The organism is Streptomyces sp. NPDC051018, assembly GCF_044456085.1.
GTDB lineage: Bacteria > Actinomycetota > Actinomycetes > Streptomycetales > Streptomycetaceae > Streptomyces.
In genome coordinates this window covers 153,306-175,060 of the sequence record NZ_JBITFN010000012.1, presented here as the reverse complement: position 1 = coordinate 175,060, position 21,755 = coordinate 153,306, and the positions used below count along the sequence as shown (strand labels likewise).

The window sequence follows — 21,755 nt, the reverse complement described above, 5'->3', positions numbered from 1 at the left end:
TCCGTCGGGATGTTCGAGAGGCGCTTGGTTTCACGTGGAACAGCGCACCCCACCGGCTGCCTTCAAGGTCACCACGACTGCCGATAGACACCGCCGCTGACAAGGGCCCGGGGAGCCCGCCCGGAGGACCCAGCCCACCTGGCGGTCCCACCCGGCGGTCCCACCCGGAGAGCCGAGCCCGCCCGACGATCCCCTACGCCGTCGACGAGCCTCGACGCGCACCGCCCGTACCCCTTCACCGCCACCGCCACCGCCACCGCCACCGCCCACAGCGTCGTCAGCCGGCGGGTGGACAGGACCGGTGGAGCCCTCCGGGGATGAACAAGGCCCCGCGCCCTCCCCTCATCGGGAGGCGCGGGGCCATGGATGTACGGACGGACCCTTCAGTCCCGGTCGCGCGGGCTCACTCCTGGACGAGCTCGATCTGGAACTCGACCTCGACGGGCGCGTCCAGCGGAAGGACGGCGACGCCCACAGCGCTGCGCGCGTGCACGCCCTTGTCGCCGAGTACCTCACCCAGCAGCTCGCTCGCGCCGTTGATGACCCCGGGCTGACCGGTGAAGTCGCTCGCGGAGGCGACAAAGCCGACGACCTTCACCACAGCGGCGATCCGGTCCAGGTCGCCGATGACCGACTTCACGGCGGCCAGACCGTTGAGCGCGCAGATACGGGCGAATTCCTTGGCCTCCTCCGCCGTGACCTCGGCACCGACCTTGCCGGTGACCGGAAGCTTGCCCTCGACCATCGGGAGCTGCCCCGAGGTGTAGACATACCGTCCCGAGATCACGGCGGGCTGATAGGCGGCCAGCGGAGGCACCACCTCGGGCAGTGTCAGCCCCAGTTCGGCGAGCTTCGCGTCAATGACCCCGCTCACGCTTTCTCCCGCTTCAGATACGCCACGAGCTGCTCGGGGTTGTTCGGCCCGGGAACGACCTGGACGAGCTCCCACCCGTCCTCGCCCCAGGTGTCCAGAATCTGCTTGGTCGCGTGCACGAGAAGGGGCACGGTCGCGTATTCCCACTTGGTCATGGGCCCGACTGTAGCCGCCCGGCCGGACCCGCCCGTGACGCAGCCCGGTCCGGACCCGGACCCCGCGCCCGGACCGCGCCCCGCACCCTCGGTGGCACACCGGACCCGGTTCCGGCCACGGGGCTCCGGGACGTACCGGTTACACGAGTGACGCAGCCCGCACGCAGCCTCGTGCGTAGCGCACGGTCCGACTGGTTAGGCTCGAAAGCGTGAGCAGGCTCCAGGTCGTCAGCGGCAAGGGCGGCACCGGTAAGACCACGGTGGCCGCCGCCCTCGCGCTCGCCCTCGCGACCGAGGGAAAGCGGACTCTTCTCGTCGAGGTCGAGGGGAGGCAAGGCATCGCACAGCTCTTCGAGACGGAAGCGCTCCCGTACGAGGAGCGGAAGATCGCCGTCTCCTCCGGGGGCGGCGAGGTCTTCGCGCTGGCCATCGACGCCGAACGGGCGCTTCTCGACTACCTCCAGATGTTCTACAAGCTCGGCAGCGCGGGCCGTGCCCTCAAGAAGCTCGGCGCGATCGACTTCGCCACGACCATCGCGCCCGGAGTGCGCGATGTCCTGCTGACCGGCAAGGCCTGCGAAGCCGTACGCCGCCGGACCAAGCAGGGCTCGTACGCGTACGACTACGTGGTCATGGACGCACCGCCCACCGGCCGCATCACCCGGTTCCTGAATGTGAACGACGAGGTGGCGGGACTCGCGAAGTTCGGCCCGATACACAATCAGGCCCAGGCCGTGATGCGGGTGCTCAAGTCGCCCGGGACCGCCGTCCATCTGGTGACGCTGCTGGAGGAGATGCCGGTCCAGGAGACGGCGGACGGCGTCGCCGAACTGCGCGCGGCCGATCTCCCCGTCGGCCGGGTGATCGTGAACATGGTCCGCCCGCACATCCTCGACGAGGAGGCGGTGCGCCACGCCGCGGACGGCCGACGCCGGGACATCGCCGAGGCGCTGACGGCGGCCGGCGTGAGCCGCGCGGCCGGTCTGGTCACCCCGCTGCTCGACCAGGCAGCCGACCACGCCCGGCGGGTCGAGCTGGAGCGCGAGCAACGGTCCGCGCTGAGCCGTCTGGCCCTCCCGTCGTACGAACTCCCGCTGCTGAGCGAGGGGGTCGACCTCGCCGGGCTCTACCGGCTGGCGAGGCTGCTCCGGGAGCAGACCGGCGAGCAGGATTCCGGAAAGCGCGAGTCCGGGAGGCGGGAGTCCGGAAAGCGCGATTCCGAGAAGCAGGCGCACGGGAAACAAGAGCACGGGAAACAAGGGACCGGGAAGCAAGAGCACGGGAAGCAAGAGCACGGGAAGCAAACGAAGCAAGGGACCGGTTCATGACCCTGGACGCGTCGGCCACGCCCCTCGAAGTCGACCCGCTCATCGACGACCCGGCCACCCGCATCATCGTGTGCTGCGGCGCGGGAGGAGTCGGCAAGACCACGACCGCCGCGGCTCTCGGCGTACGCGCAGCCGAGCGCGGCCGCCATGTCGTCGTGCTGACGATCGATCCCGCCCGCAGGCTGGCCCAGTCCCTGGGCATCGACTCCCTCGACAACACGCCCCGCCGCGTCAAGGGCATAGAGGCGGACGGCGACGGTCCCGCCGGTGAACTGCACGCCATGATGCTCGACATGAAACGGACCTTCGACGAGATCGTCGAGGCCCACGCGGACGCCGAACGAGCCCGCGCGATTCTGGAGAACCCCTTCTACCAGTCCCTGTCGGCCGGTTTCGCCGGTACGCAGGAGTACATGGCGATGGAGAAGCTCGGCCAGCTCCGCGCCCGCGACGAGTGGGACCTGATCATCGTCGACACTCCCCCGTCGCGCAGCGCCCTGGACTTCCTGGACGCGCCCAAGCGGCTGGGCTCGTTCCTGGACGGGAAGTTCATCAAGCTGCTGATGACCCCGGCGAAGATGGGCGGCCGGGCGGGGATGAAGTTCCTGAATGTCGGTATGTCGATGATGACCGGGACCCTGGGCAAGCTGCTCGGCGGCCAACTGCTGCGTGATGTACAGACCTTCGTGACCGCGATGGACACGATGTTCGGGGGTTTCCGTACGCGTGCCGATGCCACCTACCGGCTGCTCCAGGCCCCCGGCACCGCTTTTCTCGTGGTGGCGGCGCCGGAGCGGGACGCGTTGCGGGAGGCGGCGTACTTCGTGGAGCGGCTGGCGGAGGAGGAGATGCCGCTGGCCGGGCTGGTCCTCAACCGGGTGCACGGCAGCGGCGCAGCCCGGCTCTCCGCCGAACGGGCCTTGTCCGCCGCGGAGACCCTGGCCGCCGCCGAGGACGCGTGGGAACCGGGTGCCGCCGTCGACGCGGCCGTGGATCCGGCGGAGGGATCCGCGGCGGACGGAACGGACGCTTCGGAAACCGGAGCAGAAAATCTTGGGGCGGGCGGCATTGTCGATCAGGGGACAGGGAAGACTGGTGTTCGTGAGGCCACGGGCGCCTCTCCCGAACCCCCGCCCGTGGACCCTTCCCCGGACCACACCCCCGAGCATCGCGACCGTCCCGAGCCCACCGAGCATCGCGAGGATCCGACCGAACACACCACGGAACAACTGACGGCCGGTCTGCTGCGCCTGCATGCCGAACGGATGCAGGTGCTCGCGCGTGAGCAGCGCACGCGCGACCGCTTCACCGCGCTCCACCCCGAGGTGGCGGTGGCCCATGTGGCGGCCCTGCCTGGCGACGTACACGATCTGGCGGGCCTGAGGGCCATCGGTGATCAGCTCGCGGCCGGCACGACCGACGGCACCCGCGGTACCGGCCGGGCGTCCAGGTGACCGGGGCCGGCCCGCGGCCGGTTCCGTAGAGACGACCTTACGGCCCGGCGGCACCCCCGCCCGGAGGGGCCGACCACGACGGCAGGCACCGTGGGAACGGCGGCCCGTACGACGTACGAACGGGTGGTACGAACGGGTACGAAACCCCAGGCCGATGGACCTGCGGTGAAGATCCGCCCGGCCGACTCGGTGGACCTCAGCCGACTCGGTGACACCGGGCCCGGGCGGCTCGGCAGGTGACGGGTTCAGCGGGGTACGACCCCCCGGTCAGATCACGCCATGGGACCCGTTTGCCGACCCGATTGCCGAGGGACGCCCGTCCGTGGAGCCCTGAGCGGGAAGACGTGCGTGGGGAACGTGAGCAAGAACGAGCAATCGAGGGCATAGGGGCAGGCGAGTGTGAGGCGCGGAGTCGCAACGGCCTGTCCGCCGTGCTCACCGCGCCACACCACGCGCCCTGCCCCGGATGCGCAGGTCGCGCGCATCCACCGGACGAAGGGCCCGGCGCACACGGGACATGGCGACACCCCGGGGGGCGAGGCTCCGAACCGTCTCCGGACGGACCCCTGAACCACATCCCGCTGCTGTGAGTTATCCCACAGCCGCGTACGCCGCGTATGTCTCGTCGTCGTCGAGGCCCACGGGCAGGATGCCCGCGCTGCGCTCGTACTCCGTGCGCGCCGTCTCAAGGAGTCTGCGCCAGGAGGTGACCGTGGGACGCCTGCGCAGCAGCGCGCGCCGTTCCCGCTCGGTCATTCCCCCCCACACGCCGAACTCCACGCGATTGTCGAGGGCATCGGCCAGGCACTCGGTCCGCACCGGGCATCCGGTGCACACCGCCTTGGCCCTGTTCTGCGCTGCCCCTTGTACGAACAGTTCATCCGGATCGGTAGTGCGACAGGCTGCCTGCGCACTCCAGTCGGTTACCCAGCCCATTCCGGCTGCCGTCCTCTCCCGAATCGAGGCTCCCCCACGGCGGCAGCGGCATATTCACCGCTGCCAGTTGAGGACGTTACGGAAGGCGGGCGCGGCGCAACACCCCCTGCGGGCCCAATCTCGAATGGCCCGAACGGACTATGGGTCCGTGGCAGATCACCCAGGGGAGTGAGGTAAAGGCATAGTGGAACAACCCGACAAAGCGGGGCAGATCGGCTGAGTCACAGCGGGCATCTGATGACGCACAAGGAAGATTCCGGTGGAATTCGGGCGCGGAGTCTCAGGTTCCACTTTCGCCGTCAGAGGCGTCCGATGACTAGAGGACACGCCACGAAGTTGCTGTGGATTCCTGGAATGCCTTGATACAAAACCGCACGGCTGTGACAGTTGAGAGCAGCTTAGGCCATGGCCTATACCTATGTCCGGCGAATGAGAACGTAGGCTGCCTACATGTCGAAGAAGCGCTCGGGCGGTGGTCTGACCGGGACCCAGCAAGCCGCCAAGTTCCTCGGTGTCAGTGTGCTCTCCGGAGCAGTACTGGCCGGCATCGCCCTGCCGGCCGCCGGGGCGCTGGGACTGGCGGCCAAGGGGACGGTCCAGGGATTCGACGAGATTCCCGCCAACCTCAAGCAGCCCCCGCTCAGCCAGCGCACCACCATCCAGGACGCCGGCGGAAGCACGATCGCCACCGTCTACAGCCGCGACCGCACGGTGGTACCGCTCGCCAAGATCTCGCCGTATATGCAGAAGGCCATCGTCGCCATCGAGGACTCGCGCTTCTACCAGCACGGCGCGATCGACCTCAAGGGCGTGCTGCGCGCGCTCAACCGCAACGCCCAGTCGGGCGGTGTCGCCCAGGGCGCTTCGACGCTGACCCAGCAGTATGTGAAGAACGTCTTCGTGGAGGAGGCCGGCGACAACCCCGACAAGGTCGCCGAGGCCACCCAGCAGACGCTCGGCCGCAAGATCCAGGAGCTGAAGTACGCGATCCAGGTCGAGGAGGAGCTGGGCAAGAAGAAGATCCTGGAGAACTATCTCAACATCACCTTCTTCGGCCAGCAGGCGTACGGCGTCGAGGCGGCGGCCAAGCGGTACTTCTCCAAGCCGGCCAAGGATCTGACGCTGGAGGAGTCGGCGCTGCTCGCGGGCATCGTGCAGTCCCCCAGCCGTTATGACCCGGTCAATGACACGGAGGAGGCGACCAAGCGCCGGAACATCGTGCTCCAGCGCATGGCCGACATCCGGGACATCACCCAGGACCAGGCGGACAAGGCCAAGGCGACCCCGATCAAGCTCAACGTCAGCAAGCCCAAGAACGGCTGTATCACGGCGGAAATGGGCGCAGGCTTCTTCTGCGACTACATCGAAGCGGTGTTCAAGTCCAGCCCGGTCTTCGGCAAGACCCTTGAGGACCGGGCCAAACTCTGGAACCGCGGCGGTCTGACGATCAGGACGACGCTGGACCCGAAGGCGCAGAATTCCGCCCAGGACGCCATCAAGGAGTACGTCTACAAGTCGGACAAGGTCGCCAGCGCGGTGACCCTGGTCCAGCCGGGAACCGGCAAGGTTCTGGCGATGGCCCAGTCGAAGCCGTACGGCTTCGACAACAACGAGACCACGATGAACTACTCCGTCGACAAGAAGATGAAGGGGTCCTACTTCGGCTTCCCGGTCGGCTCGACCTTCAAGCCCTTTGTGGCGGCCGCGGCACTTGAGCAGGGCAAATCGCCGGGGCAGTCGTATCCGGCGCCGTACTCCATGCCGTATCCGAGCCCGATCCAGACGTGTGACGGCGGCAAGCCCTGGGTGAACACCGAGGGAAGCAAGGTGGAGAACGAGCTGGAGGAGGAGGTCGGTCCCTACGTCCTCAAGGACGCGATGGCGAAGTCGGTCAACACCTACTTCGTCCAGATGATCGCGGACATCGGCCTCTGCCCGGTCGTGGAGATGACCGACAAGCTCGGGGTGATCCAGGGCGACGACGAGAAGCTGCCCGTCTCCCCCGCGGCGATGTCGCTGGGTGCGCGCGGAATCTCCCCGCTGACCATGGCCAACGCGTACGCGACCTTCGCCAACCGGGGCACGTACTGCACACCGGTCGTCTTCGAGTCGATCCGCACCGCCGACGGCAAGAACCTCGAACTGCCCAAGAGCAACTGCTCCCGGGCGATGAGCGAGCGGACCGCCGACACCATCAACTCGCTGCTGAGCGGTGTGATCGACTCCGGTACGGGTCAGCGGGCCGGCCTGACGGGCCGTGACAACGCGGGCAAGACCGGTACGACGGACGAGCGGAAGAACGCCTGGTTCGTCGGCTACACCCCGAACCTCGCCGGATCGGTCTGGGTGGGCAGCGCCAGCCAGCAGGTGAAGATGGAGAACATCACGATCGGCGGCCGTTACAAGCCGAAGGTCTTCGGTGGTGAGGTCCCCGGATCCATCTGGCGCGAGATGATGAGCGGCGCCCTCCAGGGCGAGGCCGCACCGACCTTCAACAAGGTCCCGATCCCGGACGCCCCCAAGCCCCCGGAGCGCCCCGAGCGCCCGGACGACGGCAAGCCCGGCGACGGGGGCGACGGTGACGGCGAGGGCCCGATTCCCGGCATCTCCCTCCCCCCGAACCTGATCGGCGGCGCCGACAACCGCGGCCAGGGCAACGGAGGCGGAGGTAATGGAGGCGGGGGTAACGGAGGCACCGGCGGTGGCGGCGAGGGCAACGGAGGCGGCCAGGACGGCTTCGAACCGTAAGGTGAGCGCGGAGGGTGGGATCGCCGAGCGCGCGACGGGGTGAGCCGCCGCCGACCCGCCTGCCGGCTACCGCCTTCCTGAATACGCACCGAGGGGCCCGGGTCACGACGACCCGGGCCCCTCGGGCTTGCGCGGCGGGGTGCTCACTCCTCGGTTCGTCGAGCGCACTCGGCCCACTCGATTCGTTGAGCGCACTCACTTACCTCGGCTCGTTGAGCGTATTGAGCCCGCTCAGTTCTTTGAGCGTGTTCCGCCCACTCGGTTTCTTGAGCGTGTTCAGTCCGCGAGGAGCTGCTTCACCGTCGCGGCGACCCGGCCGCCCTCCGCCCGCCCGGCGACCTTCGGATTGACGATCTTCATGACCGCCCCCATGGCCCGCGGCCCCTCCGCCCCGCCGGCCCTGGCCTCCGCAACGGCCTCGGCGACGATCTGGCGAAGCTCGTCATCGCTGAGCTGCTGCGGGAGGTACGCGTCCAGCAGCACCCCCTCCGCCTTCTCCCGCTCCGCCTGCTCGGCCCGTCCGCCCTGCGCAAACGCCTCGGCGGCCTCCCGGCGCTTCTTCGCCTCCTTGGCGATCACCTTCTGCACCTCGTCATCGGAGAGCTCCCGGGCCGTCTTACCCGAAACCTCCTCCTTGGTGATCGCGGAGAGGGTCAGCCGGAGCGTGGACGAGCGCAGTTCGTCGCGCGCCCTGATCGCCTCGGTGAGGTCTTGCTGGAGCGTGGCCTTGAGCGTAGTCATGACTTCTTCATAGCCTTTTCTCATGGACCCGGTCAATGAGGATTCGCAGGTCAGAAGGGGTAAGGAAGATTCTGGCAGGCTGACGCGGATGCTCTGATCAACCGCCTCCGGGACGGCAAGCCGCACACCGGCACGCAGTGCTACGGCTATGACAAGAGCGGCACCGCCATCATTCCCGCAGAGGCAGAGATCGTGCGCGAGATTTTCCCCGACGGCGGTCGCGAGCGCATGGGGCAGCCTTCCCGGCTTCGTCACCACCGCATCGGTCATTGCGGGTCGGTGAGGAGCCGGCCGGTACGGCCATGGTTTCCCGACGGTGGCTTCCCGACGGTGTGGCGGCCGGCCCGCTCAGCCGGGGGCGGAGGACAGTCACGGCTTTCCGTCTCGTTCAGCGCTGTTCGGGTCCGTTCGGACGGGTCGAAGCGGTGGCCGTTCACAGAGCGACCCGTATGACCGTCACCGACCGATCCGGCGTGAACCACGGCGGAGAAGGCCGGCCGGGCCGGAGAGTGGAAAGGGGGGTGGGGTCGTAGCTGCTCGGCGCCCCGGAACCATCAGGTTCGGGGATCCTAAGGGGCCACCCCCCTTGGCCGCCATGCCCTGAGCCTGCGGGCATCGGGTCGGCCCACCATCACAGCCAGGCTGGCTCTGACCACTGACACTCGTTCTCGAACCCGTCTCATCTCGCCAGTCCCGGGCCCATGGCACAGCTGTGGAGCGCCCGGGACCAGCACTCCCGTAACTGATCGGACGCGGCTGAACGGCTTGAACGGCCTCCCGACCAGGACAGCGAGGATGTGCGGCGGGACCGCCAGGAACGGTGAGGGCCACACTGAGGCATGGACATGACCGGCTCGCTGCCGAGGACGGCGGCACGGTGTGCGGTTCATACGGAGGTCACCGCACTGGCCGAAGGGGCACCGGCCCATGCCATGTGATCACGTGTACGGACGGTGAGGCAGCCCGACGGTTCATTGCCTGCCTACCCGCGGGGAGTGGCGATCCCGCGGAAGTCCGCCGAGCTGCGCTTCGTCGCCCCGGGCGATCTCCCCGATCTCCTGTCCACGCCAGCGGCTCCGCTGCGACGCTTCCTTGATCACCGGGACCGGCCGTACCTGGGCTGACACCGGAAAGGGACGGGCGGCACGGCTGCCGGGTCCCCGTAACCGGACCGTCGGCACCCGGTTCCCATGGCGGCGACCACCGACACGTACGACGGACCGCGGCCGGGCAAATGCCCGCCCGACAGGCTGCCCGCGTGCGCCGGTCTGCGACGATGGACACATGCGCGCACGCTACGGAGTACCTCTGGGAATCACGTCGGTCGGAGCGGTCGGCCTGGTCTACGCCGCCGCCTTCGAGGCCCGGTCGTTCCGGCTCCGACGGCTGACGGTCCCGGTGCTCCCGCCCGGGATGCGCCCGCTGCGGATCCTCCAGGTCTCCGACATCCACATGGTCAGGGGGCAGCGGAAGAAGCGGGCCTGGTTGCAGTCCCTCGCGGGGCTCCGCCCTGATTTCGTCGTGAACACGGGGGACAACCTGTCCGACCCGGAGGGCGTGCCGGAGGCCCTGGACGCGCTCGGCCCGCTGATGGAGTTCCCGGGCGTGTACGTGTTCGGCTCCAACGACTACTACGGCCCCAAGCTGCGCAATCCGGCCCGCTACCTCCTCGAGAAGGCCCAGGGCCGCCACGGGCTGAACGGCAACGCTCCCGCGGTCGGCGCGGTGCACAACCCCTGGGAGGACCTCCGGGACGCGTTCGACTCGGCGGGCTGGGTCGGCCTGAACAACGCCCGCGGCCGTCTGAAGCTGGAGGCGGGCGAGATCGCGTTCACGGGCCTGGACGACCCGCACATCAAGCGCGACCGCTACGAGGAGGTCGCGGGCGGCCCCGAATCCGGCGCCGATCTCTCCCTGGCCATCGTCCACGCCCCCTACCTGCGCACCCTGGACGCCTTCACCGCCGACGGCTACCCCTTGATCCTGGCCGGTCACACCCACGGCGGCCAGCTCTGCATCCCCTTCTACGGCGCCCTGGTCACCAACTGCGACCTCGACACCGACCGCGTCAAGGGCCTCTCCACCCACCAGACCGCCGGCCGCACGTCCCACCTCCACGTCTCCGCCGGCTGCGGCACCAACCGCTACACCCCGGTCCGCTTCGCCTGCCCCCCGGAGGCCACCCTCCTCACCCTGGTGAGCCCCGCCTAGCCCGCTCCGCCGACCGTCCCCCGACCATCTCGCACCGCCGGGACCCCGCGAAAACCGGATTTCGCCTGGGCGCGCGGGTGGGCTAAAGTAATCGATGTCGCCGTGAAGACGGTGACATCGGGGTGTAGCGCAGCTTGGCAGCGCGCTTCGTTCGGGACGAAGAGGTCGTGGGTTCAAATCCCGCCACCCCGACAGTGAAGTACCAGGTCAGAGGGCCCTTACCTAATCGGTGAGGGCCCTCTGGTGTTGCTGCGTGTCTATTTTGCGTGACTGTCGATTCCCGAGTGCTTGCCGAGTGACTACGACCGCTGCGTGTCTGTGCCGAAGATCCCGTCCATGACCACGGCACCGGTCTGGATCACCGGCCGGATCTGCTTTCGGTAGACCTCCTCGGTCACGGCCGTACCGCAGTGCCTGACAAGCCGGCAGATCCCTCCAGCGGCACGCCACGGTCAGAGAGCATGGAGACGAAGCTTTGCCGGAGCCCCGGGGGCGTCCGCTCGTCGGCGTTGATCCCTTCGACGCCCTTGAGCGCCTGGCGGAAGGCACGTCGGACATTCGCCGAATCGAGCGGCTTGCTCACGGCCGAGGAGAGGCCGCAAACACATCCAGGCCGTCATCGCCCTGGCCCTCCGACGAGCCGACGTCCTGTGGGCCCTTCTCAACGGCAACCGAACCTTCACCCCCACCCCGCCGGGCACACACACGGCTTGGCCTCGCCATTGAGACTCCACCGACTACTGAGCTTGAATGCGTGATGTCGGCCAGTCGTCCATGATCAGGCCGGTTGCGGTCCTCCCACCTAGGATCGAGCCGGTGCGGTCCGTAGGCGGGTGACCTGGGCGCGGTTGCGGGCCCGGATAGCCCGGCGTTCCCCGGCCTCGGCGAGCACTGCGGCTCTGGCTTCCTCTCCGGCGTCGAACGCCGCCGGAGAGAAGCGGTCACTGGCTCCAACGTGCCGTTCCCAGTTGTCCTGCCAGAACTCCACCGTCCAGCCCGACCACAACTCTGGTACTTGGTAAGCCTGTGGCGAGGAGTAGAGGGACCACCAGCCCAGGTGGCGGCGTTCCGGGTCGAGGTGGATGCCGGAGTTGACGTGCAGGTGGCAGCCTCCGTGCCTGGGGGCGTCCGCCAGGCGGTTGAGCAGAGCGGCGCCCTCGCGGACAGGGTGGTCGAAGGCGTCAGAGGCGACGTGGCAGAGGCCGGTGCTGACCGTGATCACCACACCGCCTGGGTCAAGCCCGGCCAAGTCCTCGTCGTCCGGGGCGAGGAGCGGGGCCAAAGAAGGGTCCGAATCGCGGCAGCGGACGTACTCCGGGTCCAGCCCGACGTACTCACGCAGTTCGGCCGGGCCGTCATATAGCCAGCGGACCTCCCAGCCCGGCCACGCGGCTCGGATCAACTCGAACATGGCCGCGCGGTGGCGGAGCTCAGTGCTAGGCCCCTCCCAGGCGAAGAACAGGAGCACCTTCCGGCCGAGGTCAAGCAGTATCCCGCCCTGGGCCATGGTGTCGTCCAACCACCAGCCGTCTTGGCGGAGTCCGGGAAGCATGGCGAGAACCGGCGTCGGCCCTTCCAGCAGGTCGAGGTCGATTCCTACCGCCCAGCCGGTCCGGTACAACTCATGTGTGCCATTCTCGCGGACCACGATGACATTGGCTCTGTCTCCCATTGGGTCAGGATGACCGGGCGGGAGGCTGCCGGCCATCCGTTTTCGGCGGCTTCGAGGCTCCGGTGTCCAGAGAGTGAAGGCGTGCCGACAGGGTGGGGGCCGGGGTCGTGGTCATACCCCCAGAGTGGTGCAGTGATCACGTTCCAACAGTCACTCGGTGGGCGGTGCTGACTCCGTATACGTGATGTTGGTCAGTCGTCCATTCTCAGACCGGTGCTGGTCAGGCAGCCGTCGACCAGGTCCGGGTCCGGGCGGTACTGGATCTGCTTGAGCCGGCGCTTGACGGCGCGAGTGATCTGGCTGAGGTCGGCTGCGGCGAAGTTGCCGATGTCACGCTTGACCAGCGACCAGATGCCCTCCTGCGGGTTCAGATCCGGCGTGTAGCTCGGAAGCTGGAAGACGGTGAGCCAGTCCGTGTGGTCGGCGATGAATCGGCGCATCTCTTCGGCCAGGTGCATGCGCAGGTTGTCCCAGACCAGCACGATCGGGCCGCCGAGCTGGATGTGCGCTCTGACCAGCAGGTCGCGCAGGTCGCACCAGCCGATGCCCTTCGGCTCGCCCTTGCGGCCCCGGTACTCGCGGACCGAGTAGAACATCCGGGACCGCTTCCCCGGCTTATAGCAGGTCAGCCCGGCCATGGACACCCGACCCGAGCCCCGGCCACGGACCCGCACCAATGGCGTTGAGCCCTTGCGTCCCCAGTCTTCTCGCGCGCGGCGGCGTCATCGACTGGCCGGCCTCGTCCTCGAAGACGATCCAGCCGTCACCCGCCGCCGCGGCGCTCTTACCCGCGGCCAGGTCTCCTCCTTCCAGACCTCGACCGCCGCGTCGTCACGCTCGATCGCCCGCCGGGCGGCCTGCTGCCAGGACCAGCCGTGCCGCTTCAGCAGCAGCCACGTGCCCTCCACCGTGTAGCTCACGTGGAACAGCCGACCGATCAGCGTCCTGATCCGTGCAAGGGTCCACCGCTGATCGGCCCAGCCGTGGACCAGCGGACCGCGTTCCTGCTCCTGCTCCTGCCTCGCGACCTGCGCGTCGCAGAGCCTCGGCCGCCCCGGCGATCCCTTCGACAGGACCCCCGCCGCGCTCGCGCCACTGGCGGCGACGCCACCGCTCCACCGACCGCTCACTGACCCGCAGCATGGCAGCGATCGCCCTGTTCTTCTGCCCACCCTCGAAGCGTTCCACGGCCCGCAGCCGGACCCGCTCCCTCGCGGCCCGCCCGGCGTCGGTCAACCCGCCGCCCTGTGCGTATCTCACGGTCCAGGGCTACCGGAGCGGACCCGCCGCCGTCAGGTGAACGGTTCCGACATCACCCAATCAAGTTCAGTAGCTAGGGGCCATCATGCAAGTTTTTCAATCATCATGGGTACGTCATGAGAGTGACGGACTACCAAGACGCTACTCTGAGGCTCCCCAGACCTGGCAGGAGACAGGCAAGTGACCGAAGCTGACCTGCAAGAGTTGCTTGCGAAGCTGCGCCGGTTCGGCGGTGATCACTTCACATGTGAGGTGAAGCGTTCTCAGGGTGGTCTGCCCGCGAGCATGTGGGAAACGATCAGCGCTTTCGCGAACGCTCAAGGCGGACTCATCGTTCTTGGCGTGGACGAGAAGAGCGACTTCTCCGTCGTCGGAGTGCATGAACCTGCGAAAATTGAGGCCAATCTCGCAGCGGTATGCAGCGAGATGGAGCCACCAGTTCGCGCCGAAATTCGGACGTTCGAGACAGATGGGAAGCACGTAATCACGTGCCACATTCCATCCATCCCAAAGGATCAAAGGCCCTGCCATAAGAAGAACCTGGGCCCTTGGGGTGGATCAAGGGTTCGCGTAAGCGATGGCGACCGAAAACTAACCGACTACGAAGTTTCACTTCTCCTGGCAAATAGGAATGAGCAGAAGCAAGATCTGAAGCCAGTCACTGAAGCCTCACTAGAGAACCTCGACAGTGAACTGATCCGGGCGTTCCTCCGCCGCGTTCGCGAAACAAAGTCACCAATCTTCAGCAGGATTAGCGATGCCGAAGCGCTGAGAATGCTCAACGTCCTCGTAAATAATGACGACGAGCTAGTTCCCTCGCTTGCCGGCTTGCTGGTGTTCGGAATCTATCCGCAGCAGTTCGAACCCCAACTGGACATCACATTCGTAGCCTACCCCACACCTGAAGCCGGCGTGCTAGGACCTTCGGGTGAGCGTTTCACCGAGAACAGATCCATCGATGGGTCAATTCCCGAGATGGTGAGCGAATGTATCCGCATTCTTAAGCGGAACATGCGACGCCGCAGCATCGTGACAGGCCTTTTCAGGACCGACGAGTGGGAATATCCTGAAGAGGTACTACGTGAGGCACTAGTGAACGCGCTAGTGCATCGCGACTACTCCGAGTTCGCCAGAGGCATGCAGGTTCAGGTTGAGATGTACCCGGATCGACTGGTCATCCGCAATCCTGGAGGATTGTACGGACCGGTCGAGGTTAGCTCACTTGGCACCGAGACTATCTCCTCTTCGCGAAACAAGGCACTGCTCAAAATTCTTGAGGATACCCCCTACAGCGACAACCGGATGGTTTGCGAGAATCGCGGCAGCGGGATCGCGCGGATGCGTATTGCTCTCGTGGATGCAGGCATGGAACCTCCGCGATTCACCGATGACATCTCGTCCTTCACAGCAGAATTCCCAAATCATGCTCTAGTCGACGAAGAGGCTTTGAATTGGCTTAGCAGCCTTTCCTCTGATCCTCTCTCTAGACCACAAATGACAGCACTGGTCATGATGCGAAACGGGGAAGTCATGACCAACAGCTCGTATCGCGCGGCCACAGGGGTACAAGACAGTCGAGCTGCTAGCAGGGATCTGAAGGACCTAGTCGATCGAGATATCGTTGAGCAGGTCGGCACCAGGGGATCGACCATTTACACGCTTGCGGGACAGGTCCAGGATCAGGCCGAGGACCTGCTGGCTGAATATGTGGATGTGCCCATCCCCCTGATGGGCGCATCGGACGCCACGGAACCTCTGAGCGATCTACAGAACAAAGTGCTTTCTGCCTTGGGGTCTGAGTCTCTTCTCAGAAACGAAATCGAGGAACAGACGGGACTGGACTTCGGCCAGGTAAGGGGAGCTCTGAAGGCTTTGCGCGATAAAGGCCGGGTCGAGCTCGTCGGCAAGGCTCGCTCGAAGAACGCTCGATGGCGAGCTATCTGACCCGTCGAAGGCGGGTAGTAGTCTGAGTTTTCAACTGCGTGACAACACCCATACAGAGCGGCGGACAACTGCGTACGCCTATGGACCGTCGCAGCAGGTAAGCGACACATCAGCCGAAGGGGCCGGTCCCCTTCGGGGAGACCGGCGCTGATCGCGTTCCTGGAGTGTGCCGGGTGGCCCCCGGCACACTCCGGGGGCTGGTACATCTCGTGGAAGGTCGAGAACGGGCCGAAGGGACTTCAGGGCGCCATCGTCTGCGACCAACCAGCGACCCGCCGCCGCTCGGCGTGCGAGCGGTTCGCCTTCAGATACTCCTGGTCGATCTCGTACCAGTCTTCGTCCATCAGGAAGAATCGGTGGGAGTCGAGAGACACTTCCGCCTCGATCCACCGGAGCGCGCTGGACGTCCACACCTCGTCGGTCCGGTCGGCGCGGCTGTGCCGGTAGAGGGTGACGGTTCCTTCCCGGAGTGCGGCCACGCGGCTGCCGGCACGCTGGACGCGGGCCCGGCAGAGGACGTAGTCGAGATCGAAGTCGTCGGTCGACCGGCCGGCCGCGTCGCTGTTGATCCTGGCCCTGAACCCCCGGGCGGCGTTGTAGTCGTCCCAATGGTCAGCGGGGACGGCGACGCCGATCCTCCCGTCAGGTTCCTGGCCCAGGAGGTCATCGAGGGCGGTCTCCAGGCGGGTGAGGAGGCCGGGATCGTCGACGGGCACGACGTGCTCGACGAACTCCAGCTCCGGGCTCGGCTTCTCCTCACTCAGCACGCGGGCGATCGCGCGGATGTCGGCGATCAGGTCGGCACCCTCCACACCGAGCCGCAGGCGCAGGCCGGCACCACCCTCGGCGCTGGAGATCTTCGCCGGGTTGTCGCGGGAGATGGTGAGCGGGACGTCGTCCAGGTGGCCGCCGAGGCGGCGCACGATCTGGGCGTGCTCAACGACTCCCAGGCTCCATACCGAGGCACCGCTCGGGATGAGGGTGATGTCGGTGCGCCCTGCGCCCGGGGTGTGCGACACCAGGTCCCGGATTCGTCCGGGGTCTACCCGGCGGGATGCGAAGCTCAGCCCGAAGCGGTGGTCCTTCAGCCGGTCGGGCACCAGGCGGAAGCCCTGGTCGTAGCCGATGGCGTACACCTCACCGTCGACGGCGAGCATCAGCAGTCCAGCGGAGCGGTTGACCTGCCGTGACACCTCGATGCCCGTCGTACGGAAGATCTCGTCGCACCAGCTCGCGACGGGCTGCTCGAAGCTGCCGGTGACCAGGACCGCCGGTACCCCGAGATTCTCTGGGACATGAAAATCGGCGTGGACCCGCTCCAGCTGATCCGTGTCCAGGGCATCGAACATCGCGTCGACGGTGGGAGACACGCCCCTGAGCCGGTACAGGGTGCGCTTGGACGTACGGGTGGCCATGGTGCCGCTCCTTTTGCGCGGTGGCGATACCCGCCCCCGGTGGTGTCTCACGTGGGTCTCCTTCCGGCGGCGCCCCTGGCGAGGGCCCGCCTCCCTGGTGGCCGAGCCGGCAGAAGGTGCGCCGACCGGATGTCATCAGCGGGTCAACAGCGCGACGATCGCCACGACTTCGGTACGCCAGGCGCGGACCTGCTCCTCCGTGGGGCCGATCTCGTACTGGTGGTAGTGACAGCCGAGGCAGAGCTGACTCCACGCGGCCTTCGCCCGGCGGGCGGTGCCGGCTTCGGCGCAGCCGCGGAGCCAGAGGAGAGCGGCCCGCATAGGGCCCTCACGGATCGTGCGCGGGGCGCCGTGCGCGGTGAGCCGTGCGGCAACCGCGCTCTCCAGCGCGGCCCGGAGGGCGAAGGCGGCTCCGCGATACCGGCTCGCCGCGGTGGCGGTGCGCGGGGTGGGCGGGGCGGGTACGGCCGCACCGACCCCCGTGGTGGCGGGACCGCCCGTGACAGGACTGGTGGCGGCGGGACCGCCGTCGTCCTCGATGAGCAGATCGGCGGTGTCGAGCAACTGACGGATCGTCGCGTTCACCGGGCGGTCTCCTCCGGCTTGCGCACGGTCCGCGCGACGGCCTCGATGTCGTCCACGAACCGGCGGGAGTCGGGGATCGAGGTGCCCGACGGGTGGGCGCCCTCCTGGCACCGCCGGATGAGGTCCACCGCCCCCGGACCACACCGTCTGCGCAGCTCGCGGTAGACGTCACCCGTCCTGGACTGGTCCCCGAAGAGCCCCAGGGCCGCGATGTCCATCAGCTTGACGGCGGCCGTGACGGACTTCTCCGCCTCGTGCTCGGTCAGTCCGGCGCGGTGCAGGCGCAGCCACGCCGCCTCGGAGAAAGCGCGTTCCAGGACGGTGCGGCAGAGGCCGGCCAGGACGTGGGTCGTGGCGGCCGGCGGGAGGTTCGGCGTACGGGCGAGGGCGCGTGCATCGTCCAGTGCCTGGCCGACCGGATCGGTCACCCGGCGCACGGTCACCGCCGAACGCGCCTCCCGCTCCACCTCCAGGACCGTCACCGGCAGCTCCTGGTTGGTGAAAGCCCGCTGGAGCCGCGTGTCATGGGTGAAGACCACGACCTGGCGGGTCTCGCCGAGGTCGTGCAGAACCTTCGCGAGGCCGTGGACCTTCGCGGGATCCATGGACTGCACGGGGTCGTCGATGACGACGAACCCGAAGGGGCTGTCCGGTGCGGCGGCACGCGGCAGGAAGAGCGAGAGCGCGAGGGAGTGCAGTTCGCCCTGGCTCATGACGCCGAGGGCCGCGGCCTCCGTACCGTCCACGGCGACGTCCATCACGAGCTTGCGGACGCTCGCCTTCTCGCTGCCGGTCAGGCGTACGGAGCGCAGGTCGACGTTGCTCTGCTGGCGCAGTTCCTCCCAGATCCGCTGCGAGTGGTCCTCGAAGGGCCGCAGCCGTTCCTCGCGCAGCTCCGCGCATGCCTCCTTGAGCCACTTGCGGGCCGCCCTGACCTGGCGCAGCCGGGGCTTGCCGGCCTGCGCGGTCCTGGCCCGGTCGAGCCAGGCGGCGAGGCGGGTGACGCAGCGCCGCCACTCCTCGTCGAGTTTCTCCAGCTCCCGGGCGGCCTCCTCCCGCAGAGCCGCGCACGCGTCGGCGAGGACGAGTGCGGCGGTCTCGGCGCGGGCGGCGAGCCGCTCGGCGTCGTCGACCGCCCGGCAGGCCGCCCACTCCTCCCACGGAACGACCAGCGGGGCGGGCAGCCACGCGGGGACCCGCGTGACGAGGTAACGGACGGCGTCCATCGCGCCCCGCAGCTCGGTGCGCGCCTCCCGCGCGGTGACGGCCTCCCGCCGCAGGGCTGCCACCTGTTCGGCGGCCCGCTCGGCCCACGCCTCGTCCAGCGGCCGGTCGGATCCACACACCGGGCAGGTCTCCTCGTCCGCGTGCTGACGGCTGTGATCCAGCGCCTTGGACAGCAGTTCGGCGCGCTGGTGGGCGTCCTCGGCACCCGAGGCGCGTACGTCGTCGAGTACGGCGACGGCCTCGCGCAGCCGGTCCACGGCCGCGCCGACCGCGCCGAGGTCGGGACCGGTCAGGTCAACGGTCGCTCGAAGCTCCCGGAGACGGTCGTCGTCCGCGTCGGGCAGTCCGGTGACGAGGGCGTCCAGCGCGTCGAAGTCGGGAGTCCCCGCCCCGCTGACGGCCGCGAGCGCACGTGCCGCCCGGGGATCGTCCAGCACGGACAGCGCCTCGACGAGCGCGGGCAGCTCCGCCTCGGCCGTCTTCACCGCGGAGTTGAGCGTCTTCTCGGTGGCCTGGAGACGCCCGTCGGCGGCCGCCGGTTCGCCGAGTCCGAGGATGGAGGCGACGGAGTCGTACAGTTCGCTGGGCTTGCCGCTGATCACCTTGTCCAGGTCGGAGTAGGACAGGAAGGGCCGGTAGTCGTTCAGCCCCTGCCCCCAGCCGACGTCCTCGAAGGGCCGCCGACCGTGTCCCGGCCGCCTGAACTCGATGTCGGGAGCGGTGACGTCGTCCCCCGGCCAGGTGCAGGTGAGCGTGGACGGCCGGGAGTCACCGGCGAGGGCGAGACGCACCTCGACCTTCGGGTCGGCTCCGTCGTGCAGGTTGCGCCAGTGCCGGCGCCACACCTCACCGCGCTGCTTGTCGAGGCGGGCGGTGCGTCCGGTGAACGCCGTCTCGACGCCCTCGGCGAAGCTGGACTTCCCCGAACCGTTGCGCCCCACCACGAGGGTGACACCGGGCTTCGCGCTCAGCGGCAGACGTGCCGTGCGGCCGATGCCCCGAAAGCCGCTGACGCTGATGGATTCCAGGAACACCCGGTGGCTCGGGTGCGGGCCGACGGACGTGTCAGCGCCCGCCCCCGCTCCCGCCCCCGAGCCGTCCAGCGCCTCGCGGAGGAGTTCCCGGGCCGGCTCGGCGAGGGCGGACGCTTCGAGGCGGTCGGCCAGCCTGGAGAGCGTCGGGGAGCCCGAGCCTCCGGTGCCGGGGTCACCGCCCTCAGCGCCGGGGACCCGCCCGGCCTGATCCCTGTACTCCGGGGACTCGTTGTCCTGCGGGTGTTCCGTCATGGCGCTCTCCGCCCTTCCGCGGTCCGTTCCGACGGCTCTGCCGAGCCCGTGGTGACGGGACAGACGTTAGGGACGGAGGGTTGTTGGGGACCAGGAATTTCGCGGTAACCCTGGTTATCAACTCATCGCTATTGAGGGGCAGTTATGACTGAGGACAGCTCCGCCCACACCGTCTTGCCCGCAGGGTGTCGAGGCACCACCCCCCAGCGCACAGCCAGGATGTCCACCAGGAGCAGCCCTCGGCCGGACTCTCCTTCGGGACACGAGGAGGGCGCGGCCGTAGGCAGCCCCTCCGCGGAGGCGGCGTCCGCGAGCTCGACACGCACGAGGCCCGCGGCCTCGTCGAGTGCGAGCAGAAGACCGGCGTCATGTCCGGGGACATGACCGTGCTGTACGGCGTTGGCCGCGAGTTCACCGACGACGAGGGCGACGGCGCAGGACACGTCCGACTCCGGCGGGTAGCCCCACTCCTCCATCCACCGGACGGCGAGCCGCCGGGCGAGCCGCGCACCTTGCGGGGAGTCGGCGAACTGCGCGGTGAGCGTGTGTCGTTCGCCCTTCTCGCCGTCGAGCCTCACGGCTTCCGCGGGCGGCACGACGCTCCCGCGCGGCTCGTCTCCCTCAGTGGTCGTTCCTGTCAGCACGGTTTGTCCGTCCGTTCCGTCGAGTCGGGCATCCCGCGACGCACACCAGTCGTCACGTTCCGTGCTCAAGAGTCGTCCGATCGCCCTACGCTCGACAGGTATAACGGCCTTACTTCTCCGCCTGTAAGGAACGGAAGTGACGCCTTGGCCAACGAAATTGACTCCAGCGTGTCGATGGCCGCCCTGTTCGGCGCACGGGTACGCAGGCTCCGGACGGCGGCGCGACTGACCCAGGCCGAACTCGGCGCCCTGGTCCATGTAGTGAGCACGCGGATCACACAGATCGAGCGGGCGTCCGGAGCGAAGCCGACGCTGGAGCTGGCGCGTGCGCTGGACGCGGCCCTCGGTGCGGACAACCTGCTGATCGAGTTGTGGCCGTACGTGTACCGGGAGGCGTTCCCGGACTGGTCGCGGAGGTTCATGGAGGAGTCGGAGCGGGCGGTGGCCATCCGCGAGTACGCGGCTCATGTGGTGCCGGGGCTGTTGCAGACGGAGGAGTACGCGCGCGCTGTTCTGAGCCTGGATGCCCTGTTGGACAGCGAGGAGCAGTTGGAGGAGCGCGTCACAGCTCGTATGGGACGGCAGGATCGACTGAGGTCGCCTGACCGCCCAGAGCTGTGGGTCGTCCTGGATGAAGCGGTACTACGGCGTCCGATCGGCGGAGATGCCGTGATGCGGAAGCAGTTGGCGCGCCTGCTCGACGCTGCGATGGAGCGGCACATCACCGTGCAAGTGCTGCCATTCGCTCAAGGCGGGCACGAGGCGATGGGCGGCTCGCTGACGATCCTGACCCTGCCGGACGGCTTGGAGATGGCCTACACCGAGGGTGCGGACTACGGGCAGCTCATCGAGGAACCGGCCGACGTCAGCCGCTACACGGTGATTTACGATCGGCTGCGGGCGGCAGCCCTGCCCCCGCTCATGTCGCTCGACGTGATCCGGTCCACGATGGAGGGCAACTACCGTGGCGCGAATCTCCCGTCCCGATCTGAACGGCGCCGCCTGGCGCAGAAGCAGCTACAGCAATCAGGCGGGCGGCAACTGCGTAGAGGTGGCCGACGAGTTCCAGGCCGTCATCCCCGTTCGTGACAGCAAAGCCCCGCACGGCCCGGCGCTGTGCTTCGAAACCGCCTCCTGGACCGCCTTCATACGCGAGTTGAAGGCCGGGCCCAACCGTCCCTGAGCTGGAGGGCAACTACCGTGGCGCGAATCTCCCGTCCCGATCTGAACGGCGCCGCCTGGCGCAGAAGCAGCTACAGCAATCAGGCGGGCGGC

The 21,755-nt window shown here is 68.1% G+C and carries 20 protein-coding genes, 1 tRNA gene and 1 pseudogene; 9 read left to right on the top strand and 13 right to left on the bottom strand.

All coding sequences use genetic code 11. The annotated features are described in order from the left end of the window. Positions 1 to 403: 403 nt before the first annotated feature. Both ACIBCM_RS21880 and ACIBCM_RS21875 read right to left on the bottom strand, forming a co-directional pair. The gene (locus ACIBCM_RS21880; RefSeq protein WP_399245602.1) at positions 404 to 874 is read right to left on the bottom strand and encodes a RidA family protein; all 471 of its coding nucleotides are present in this window, start codon (positions 872 to 874) and stop codon (positions 404 to 406) included. Then, the gene (locus ACIBCM_RS21875; RefSeq protein ID WP_003967454.1) at positions 871 to 1,029 is read right to left on the bottom strand and encodes a DUF4177 domain-containing protein; all 159 of its coding nucleotides are present in this window, start codon (positions 1,027 to 1,029) and stop codon (positions 871 to 873) included. Before ACIBCM_RS21875 ends, ACIBCM_RS21880 begins: the two co-directional genes overlap by 4 nt. A gap of 209 nt (positions 1,030 to 1,238) precedes the next feature. Between ACIBCM_RS21875 and ACIBCM_RS21870 the strand changes: the two genes are divergently transcribed. Continuing rightward, positions 1,239 to 2,357, top strand: a complete 1,119-nt coding sequence (locus tag ACIBCM_RS21870) for an ArsA family ATPase (protein ID WP_399245601.1) — start codon at positions 1,239 to 1,241, stop codon at positions 2,355 to 2,357. After that, positions 2,354 to 3,811: an ArsA family ATPase gene (locus ACIBCM_RS21865; RefSeq protein WP_399245600.1), complete on the top strand. Its 1,458-nt coding sequence runs from the start codon at positions 2,354 to 2,356 to the stop codon at positions 3,809 to 3,811. The genes ACIBCM_RS21870 and ACIBCM_RS21865 overlap by 4 nt, the downstream gene beginning before the upstream one ends. Before the next feature lie 591 nt (positions 3,812 to 4,402). Here ACIBCM_RS21865 and ACIBCM_RS21860 read toward each other — a convergent pair. Further along, positions 4,403 to 4,747: a WhiB family transcriptional regulator gene (locus tag ACIBCM_RS21860; protein ID WP_389265486.1), complete on the bottom strand. Its 345-nt coding sequence runs from the start codon at positions 4,745 to 4,747 to the stop codon at positions 4,403 to 4,405. Between the two features lie 450 nt (positions 4,748 to 5,197). Here ACIBCM_RS21860 and ACIBCM_RS21855 point away from each other — a divergent pair, with 450 nt between their 5' ends. Further along, the gene (locus tag ACIBCM_RS21855; protein WP_399245598.1) at positions 5,198 to 7,495 is read left to right on the top strand and encodes a transglycosylase domain-containing protein; all 2,298 of its coding nucleotides are present in this window, start codon (positions 5,198 to 5,200) and stop codon (positions 7,493 to 7,495) included. 276 nt (positions 7,496 to 7,771) lie between these two features. Here the strand turns inward: ACIBCM_RS21855 and ACIBCM_RS21850 are convergent, their stop codons facing one another. Then, positions 7,772 to 8,236 carry a GatB/YqeY domain-containing protein gene (locus ACIBCM_RS21850; RefSeq protein WP_399245596.1) on the bottom strand — a complete coding sequence of 155 codons (465 nt, stop codon included), beginning with the start codon at positions 8,234 to 8,236 and terminating at the stop codon, positions 7,772 to 7,774. Positions 8,237 to 9,520: 1,284 nt separating this feature from the next. On the opposite strand from ACIBCM_RS21850, the gene ACIBCM_RS21845 reads away from it, so the two are divergent. Together ACIBCM_RS21845 and ACIBCM_RS21840 are read left to right on the top strand one after the other, a co-directional pair. Beyond that, positions 9,521 to 10,447 carry a metallophosphoesterase gene (locus ACIBCM_RS21845; protein ID WP_399245594.1) on the top strand — a complete coding sequence of 309 codons (927 nt, stop codon included), beginning with the start codon at positions 9,521 to 9,523 and terminating at the stop codon, positions 10,445 to 10,447. A 118-nt stretch (positions 10,448 to 10,565) separates the two neighbouring features. Next, positions 10,566 to 10,639 (top strand) — tRNA-Pro (locus ACIBCM_RS21840). 107 nt (positions 10,640 to 10,746) lie between these two features. Here the strand turns inward: ACIBCM_RS21840 and ACIBCM_RS21835 are convergent. The 5 genes and pseudogenes from ACIBCM_RS21835 to ACIBCM_RS21815 all read right to left on the bottom strand — a co-directional run. Beyond that, positions 10,747 to 11,039: pseudogene (locus ACIBCM_RS21835) on the bottom strand (site-specific integrase); the annotation flags it as partial. Between the two features lie 210 nt (positions 11,040 to 11,249). Further along, positions 11,250 to 12,119 carry a hypothetical protein gene (locus ACIBCM_RS21830; RefSeq protein ID WP_399245592.1) on the bottom strand — a complete coding sequence of 290 codons (870 nt, stop codon included), beginning with the start codon at positions 12,117 to 12,119 and terminating at the stop codon, positions 11,250 to 11,252. 191 nt (positions 12,120 to 12,310) lie between these two features. Further along, positions 12,311 to 12,793 carry a transposase gene (locus ACIBCM_RS21825; protein ID WP_399245756.1) on the bottom strand — a complete coding sequence of 161 codons (483 nt, stop codon included), beginning with the start codon at positions 12,791 to 12,793 and terminating at the stop codon, positions 12,311 to 12,313. Positions 12,794 to 12,841: 48 nt separating this feature from the next. Beyond that, complete coding sequence (locus ACIBCM_RS21820; RefSeq protein ID WP_399245590.1) at positions 12,842 to 13,039, bottom strand: winged helix-turn-helix domain-containing protein; 198 nt, start codon at positions 13,037 to 13,039, stop codon at positions 12,842 to 12,844. Continuing rightward, positions 12,951 to 13,307, bottom strand: coding sequence for a hypothetical protein (locus tag ACIBCM_RS21815; protein WP_399245754.1), 357 nt, complete (start codon positions 13,305 to 13,307; stop codon positions 12,951 to 12,953). Before ACIBCM_RS21815 ends, ACIBCM_RS21820 begins: the two co-directional genes overlap by 89 nt. On the opposite strand from ACIBCM_RS21815, the gene ACIBCM_RS21810 reads away from it, so the two are divergent. Both ACIBCM_RS21810 and ACIBCM_RS21805 read left to right on the top strand, forming a co-directional pair. Beyond that, positions 13,261 to 13,419, top strand: coding sequence for a hypothetical protein (locus ACIBCM_RS21810; protein ID WP_399245765.1), 159 nt, complete (start codon positions 13,261 to 13,263; stop codon positions 13,417 to 13,419). The two genes, ACIBCM_RS21815 and ACIBCM_RS21810, sit on opposite strands and share 47 nt — an antisense overlap. A 140-nt stretch (positions 13,420 to 13,559) precedes the next feature. After that, positions 13,560 to 15,323: an ATP-binding protein gene (locus ACIBCM_RS21805; RefSeq protein ID WP_399245588.1), complete on the top strand. Its 1,764-nt coding sequence runs from the start codon at positions 13,560 to 13,562 to the stop codon at positions 15,321 to 15,323. Between the two features lie 239 nt (positions 15,324 to 15,562). Here ACIBCM_RS21805 and ACIBCM_RS21800 read toward each other — a convergent pair whose 3' ends face one another. The 4 genes from ACIBCM_RS21800 to ACIBCM_RS21785 all read right to left on the bottom strand — a co-directional run bounded on the left by ACIBCM_RS21800 (position 15,563) and on the right by ACIBCM_RS21785 (position 20,414). Then, entirely contained in the window at positions 15,563 to 16,738 is a 1,176-nt protein-coding gene (locus ACIBCM_RS21800; RefSeq protein WP_399245587.1) for a TIGR04141 family sporadically distributed protein, read from the bottom strand. A gap of 135 nt (positions 16,739 to 16,873) precedes the next feature. Then, entirely contained in the window at positions 16,874 to 17,323 is a 450-nt protein-coding gene (locus ACIBCM_RS21795) for a hypothetical protein (protein ID WP_399245585.1), read from the bottom strand. Next, positions 17,320 to 19,836, bottom strand: coding sequence for an AAA family ATPase (locus ACIBCM_RS21790; protein ID WP_399245583.1), 2,517 nt, complete (start codon positions 19,834 to 19,836; stop codon positions 17,320 to 17,322). The genes ACIBCM_RS21795 and ACIBCM_RS21790 overlap by 4 nt, the downstream gene beginning before the upstream one ends. A 128-nt stretch (positions 19,837 to 19,964) precedes the next feature. Further along, the gene (locus ACIBCM_RS21785; RefSeq protein WP_399245752.1) at positions 19,965 to 20,414 is read right to left on the bottom strand and encodes an ATP-binding protein; all 450 of its coding nucleotides are present in this window, start codon (positions 20,412 to 20,414) and stop codon (positions 19,965 to 19,967) included. 240 nt (positions 20,415 to 20,654) lie between these two features. Between ACIBCM_RS21785 and ACIBCM_RS21780 the strand changes: the two genes are divergently transcribed. Beyond that, positions 20,655 to 21,569, top strand: a complete 915-nt coding sequence (locus ACIBCM_RS21780; protein WP_399245750.1) for a Scr1 family TA system antitoxin-like transcriptional regulator — start codon at positions 20,655 to 20,657, stop codon at positions 21,567 to 21,569. Further along, positions 21,532 to 21,663 (top strand): DUF397 domain-containing protein, encoded by a 132-nt coding sequence (locus ACIBCM_RS21775; RefSeq protein ID WP_399245581.1) that lies wholly within the window; start codon positions 21,532 to 21,534, stop codon positions 21,661 to 21,663. The genes ACIBCM_RS21780 and ACIBCM_RS21775 overlap by 38 nt, the downstream gene beginning before the upstream one ends. Positions 21,664 to 21,755 lie beyond the last annotated feature (92 nt).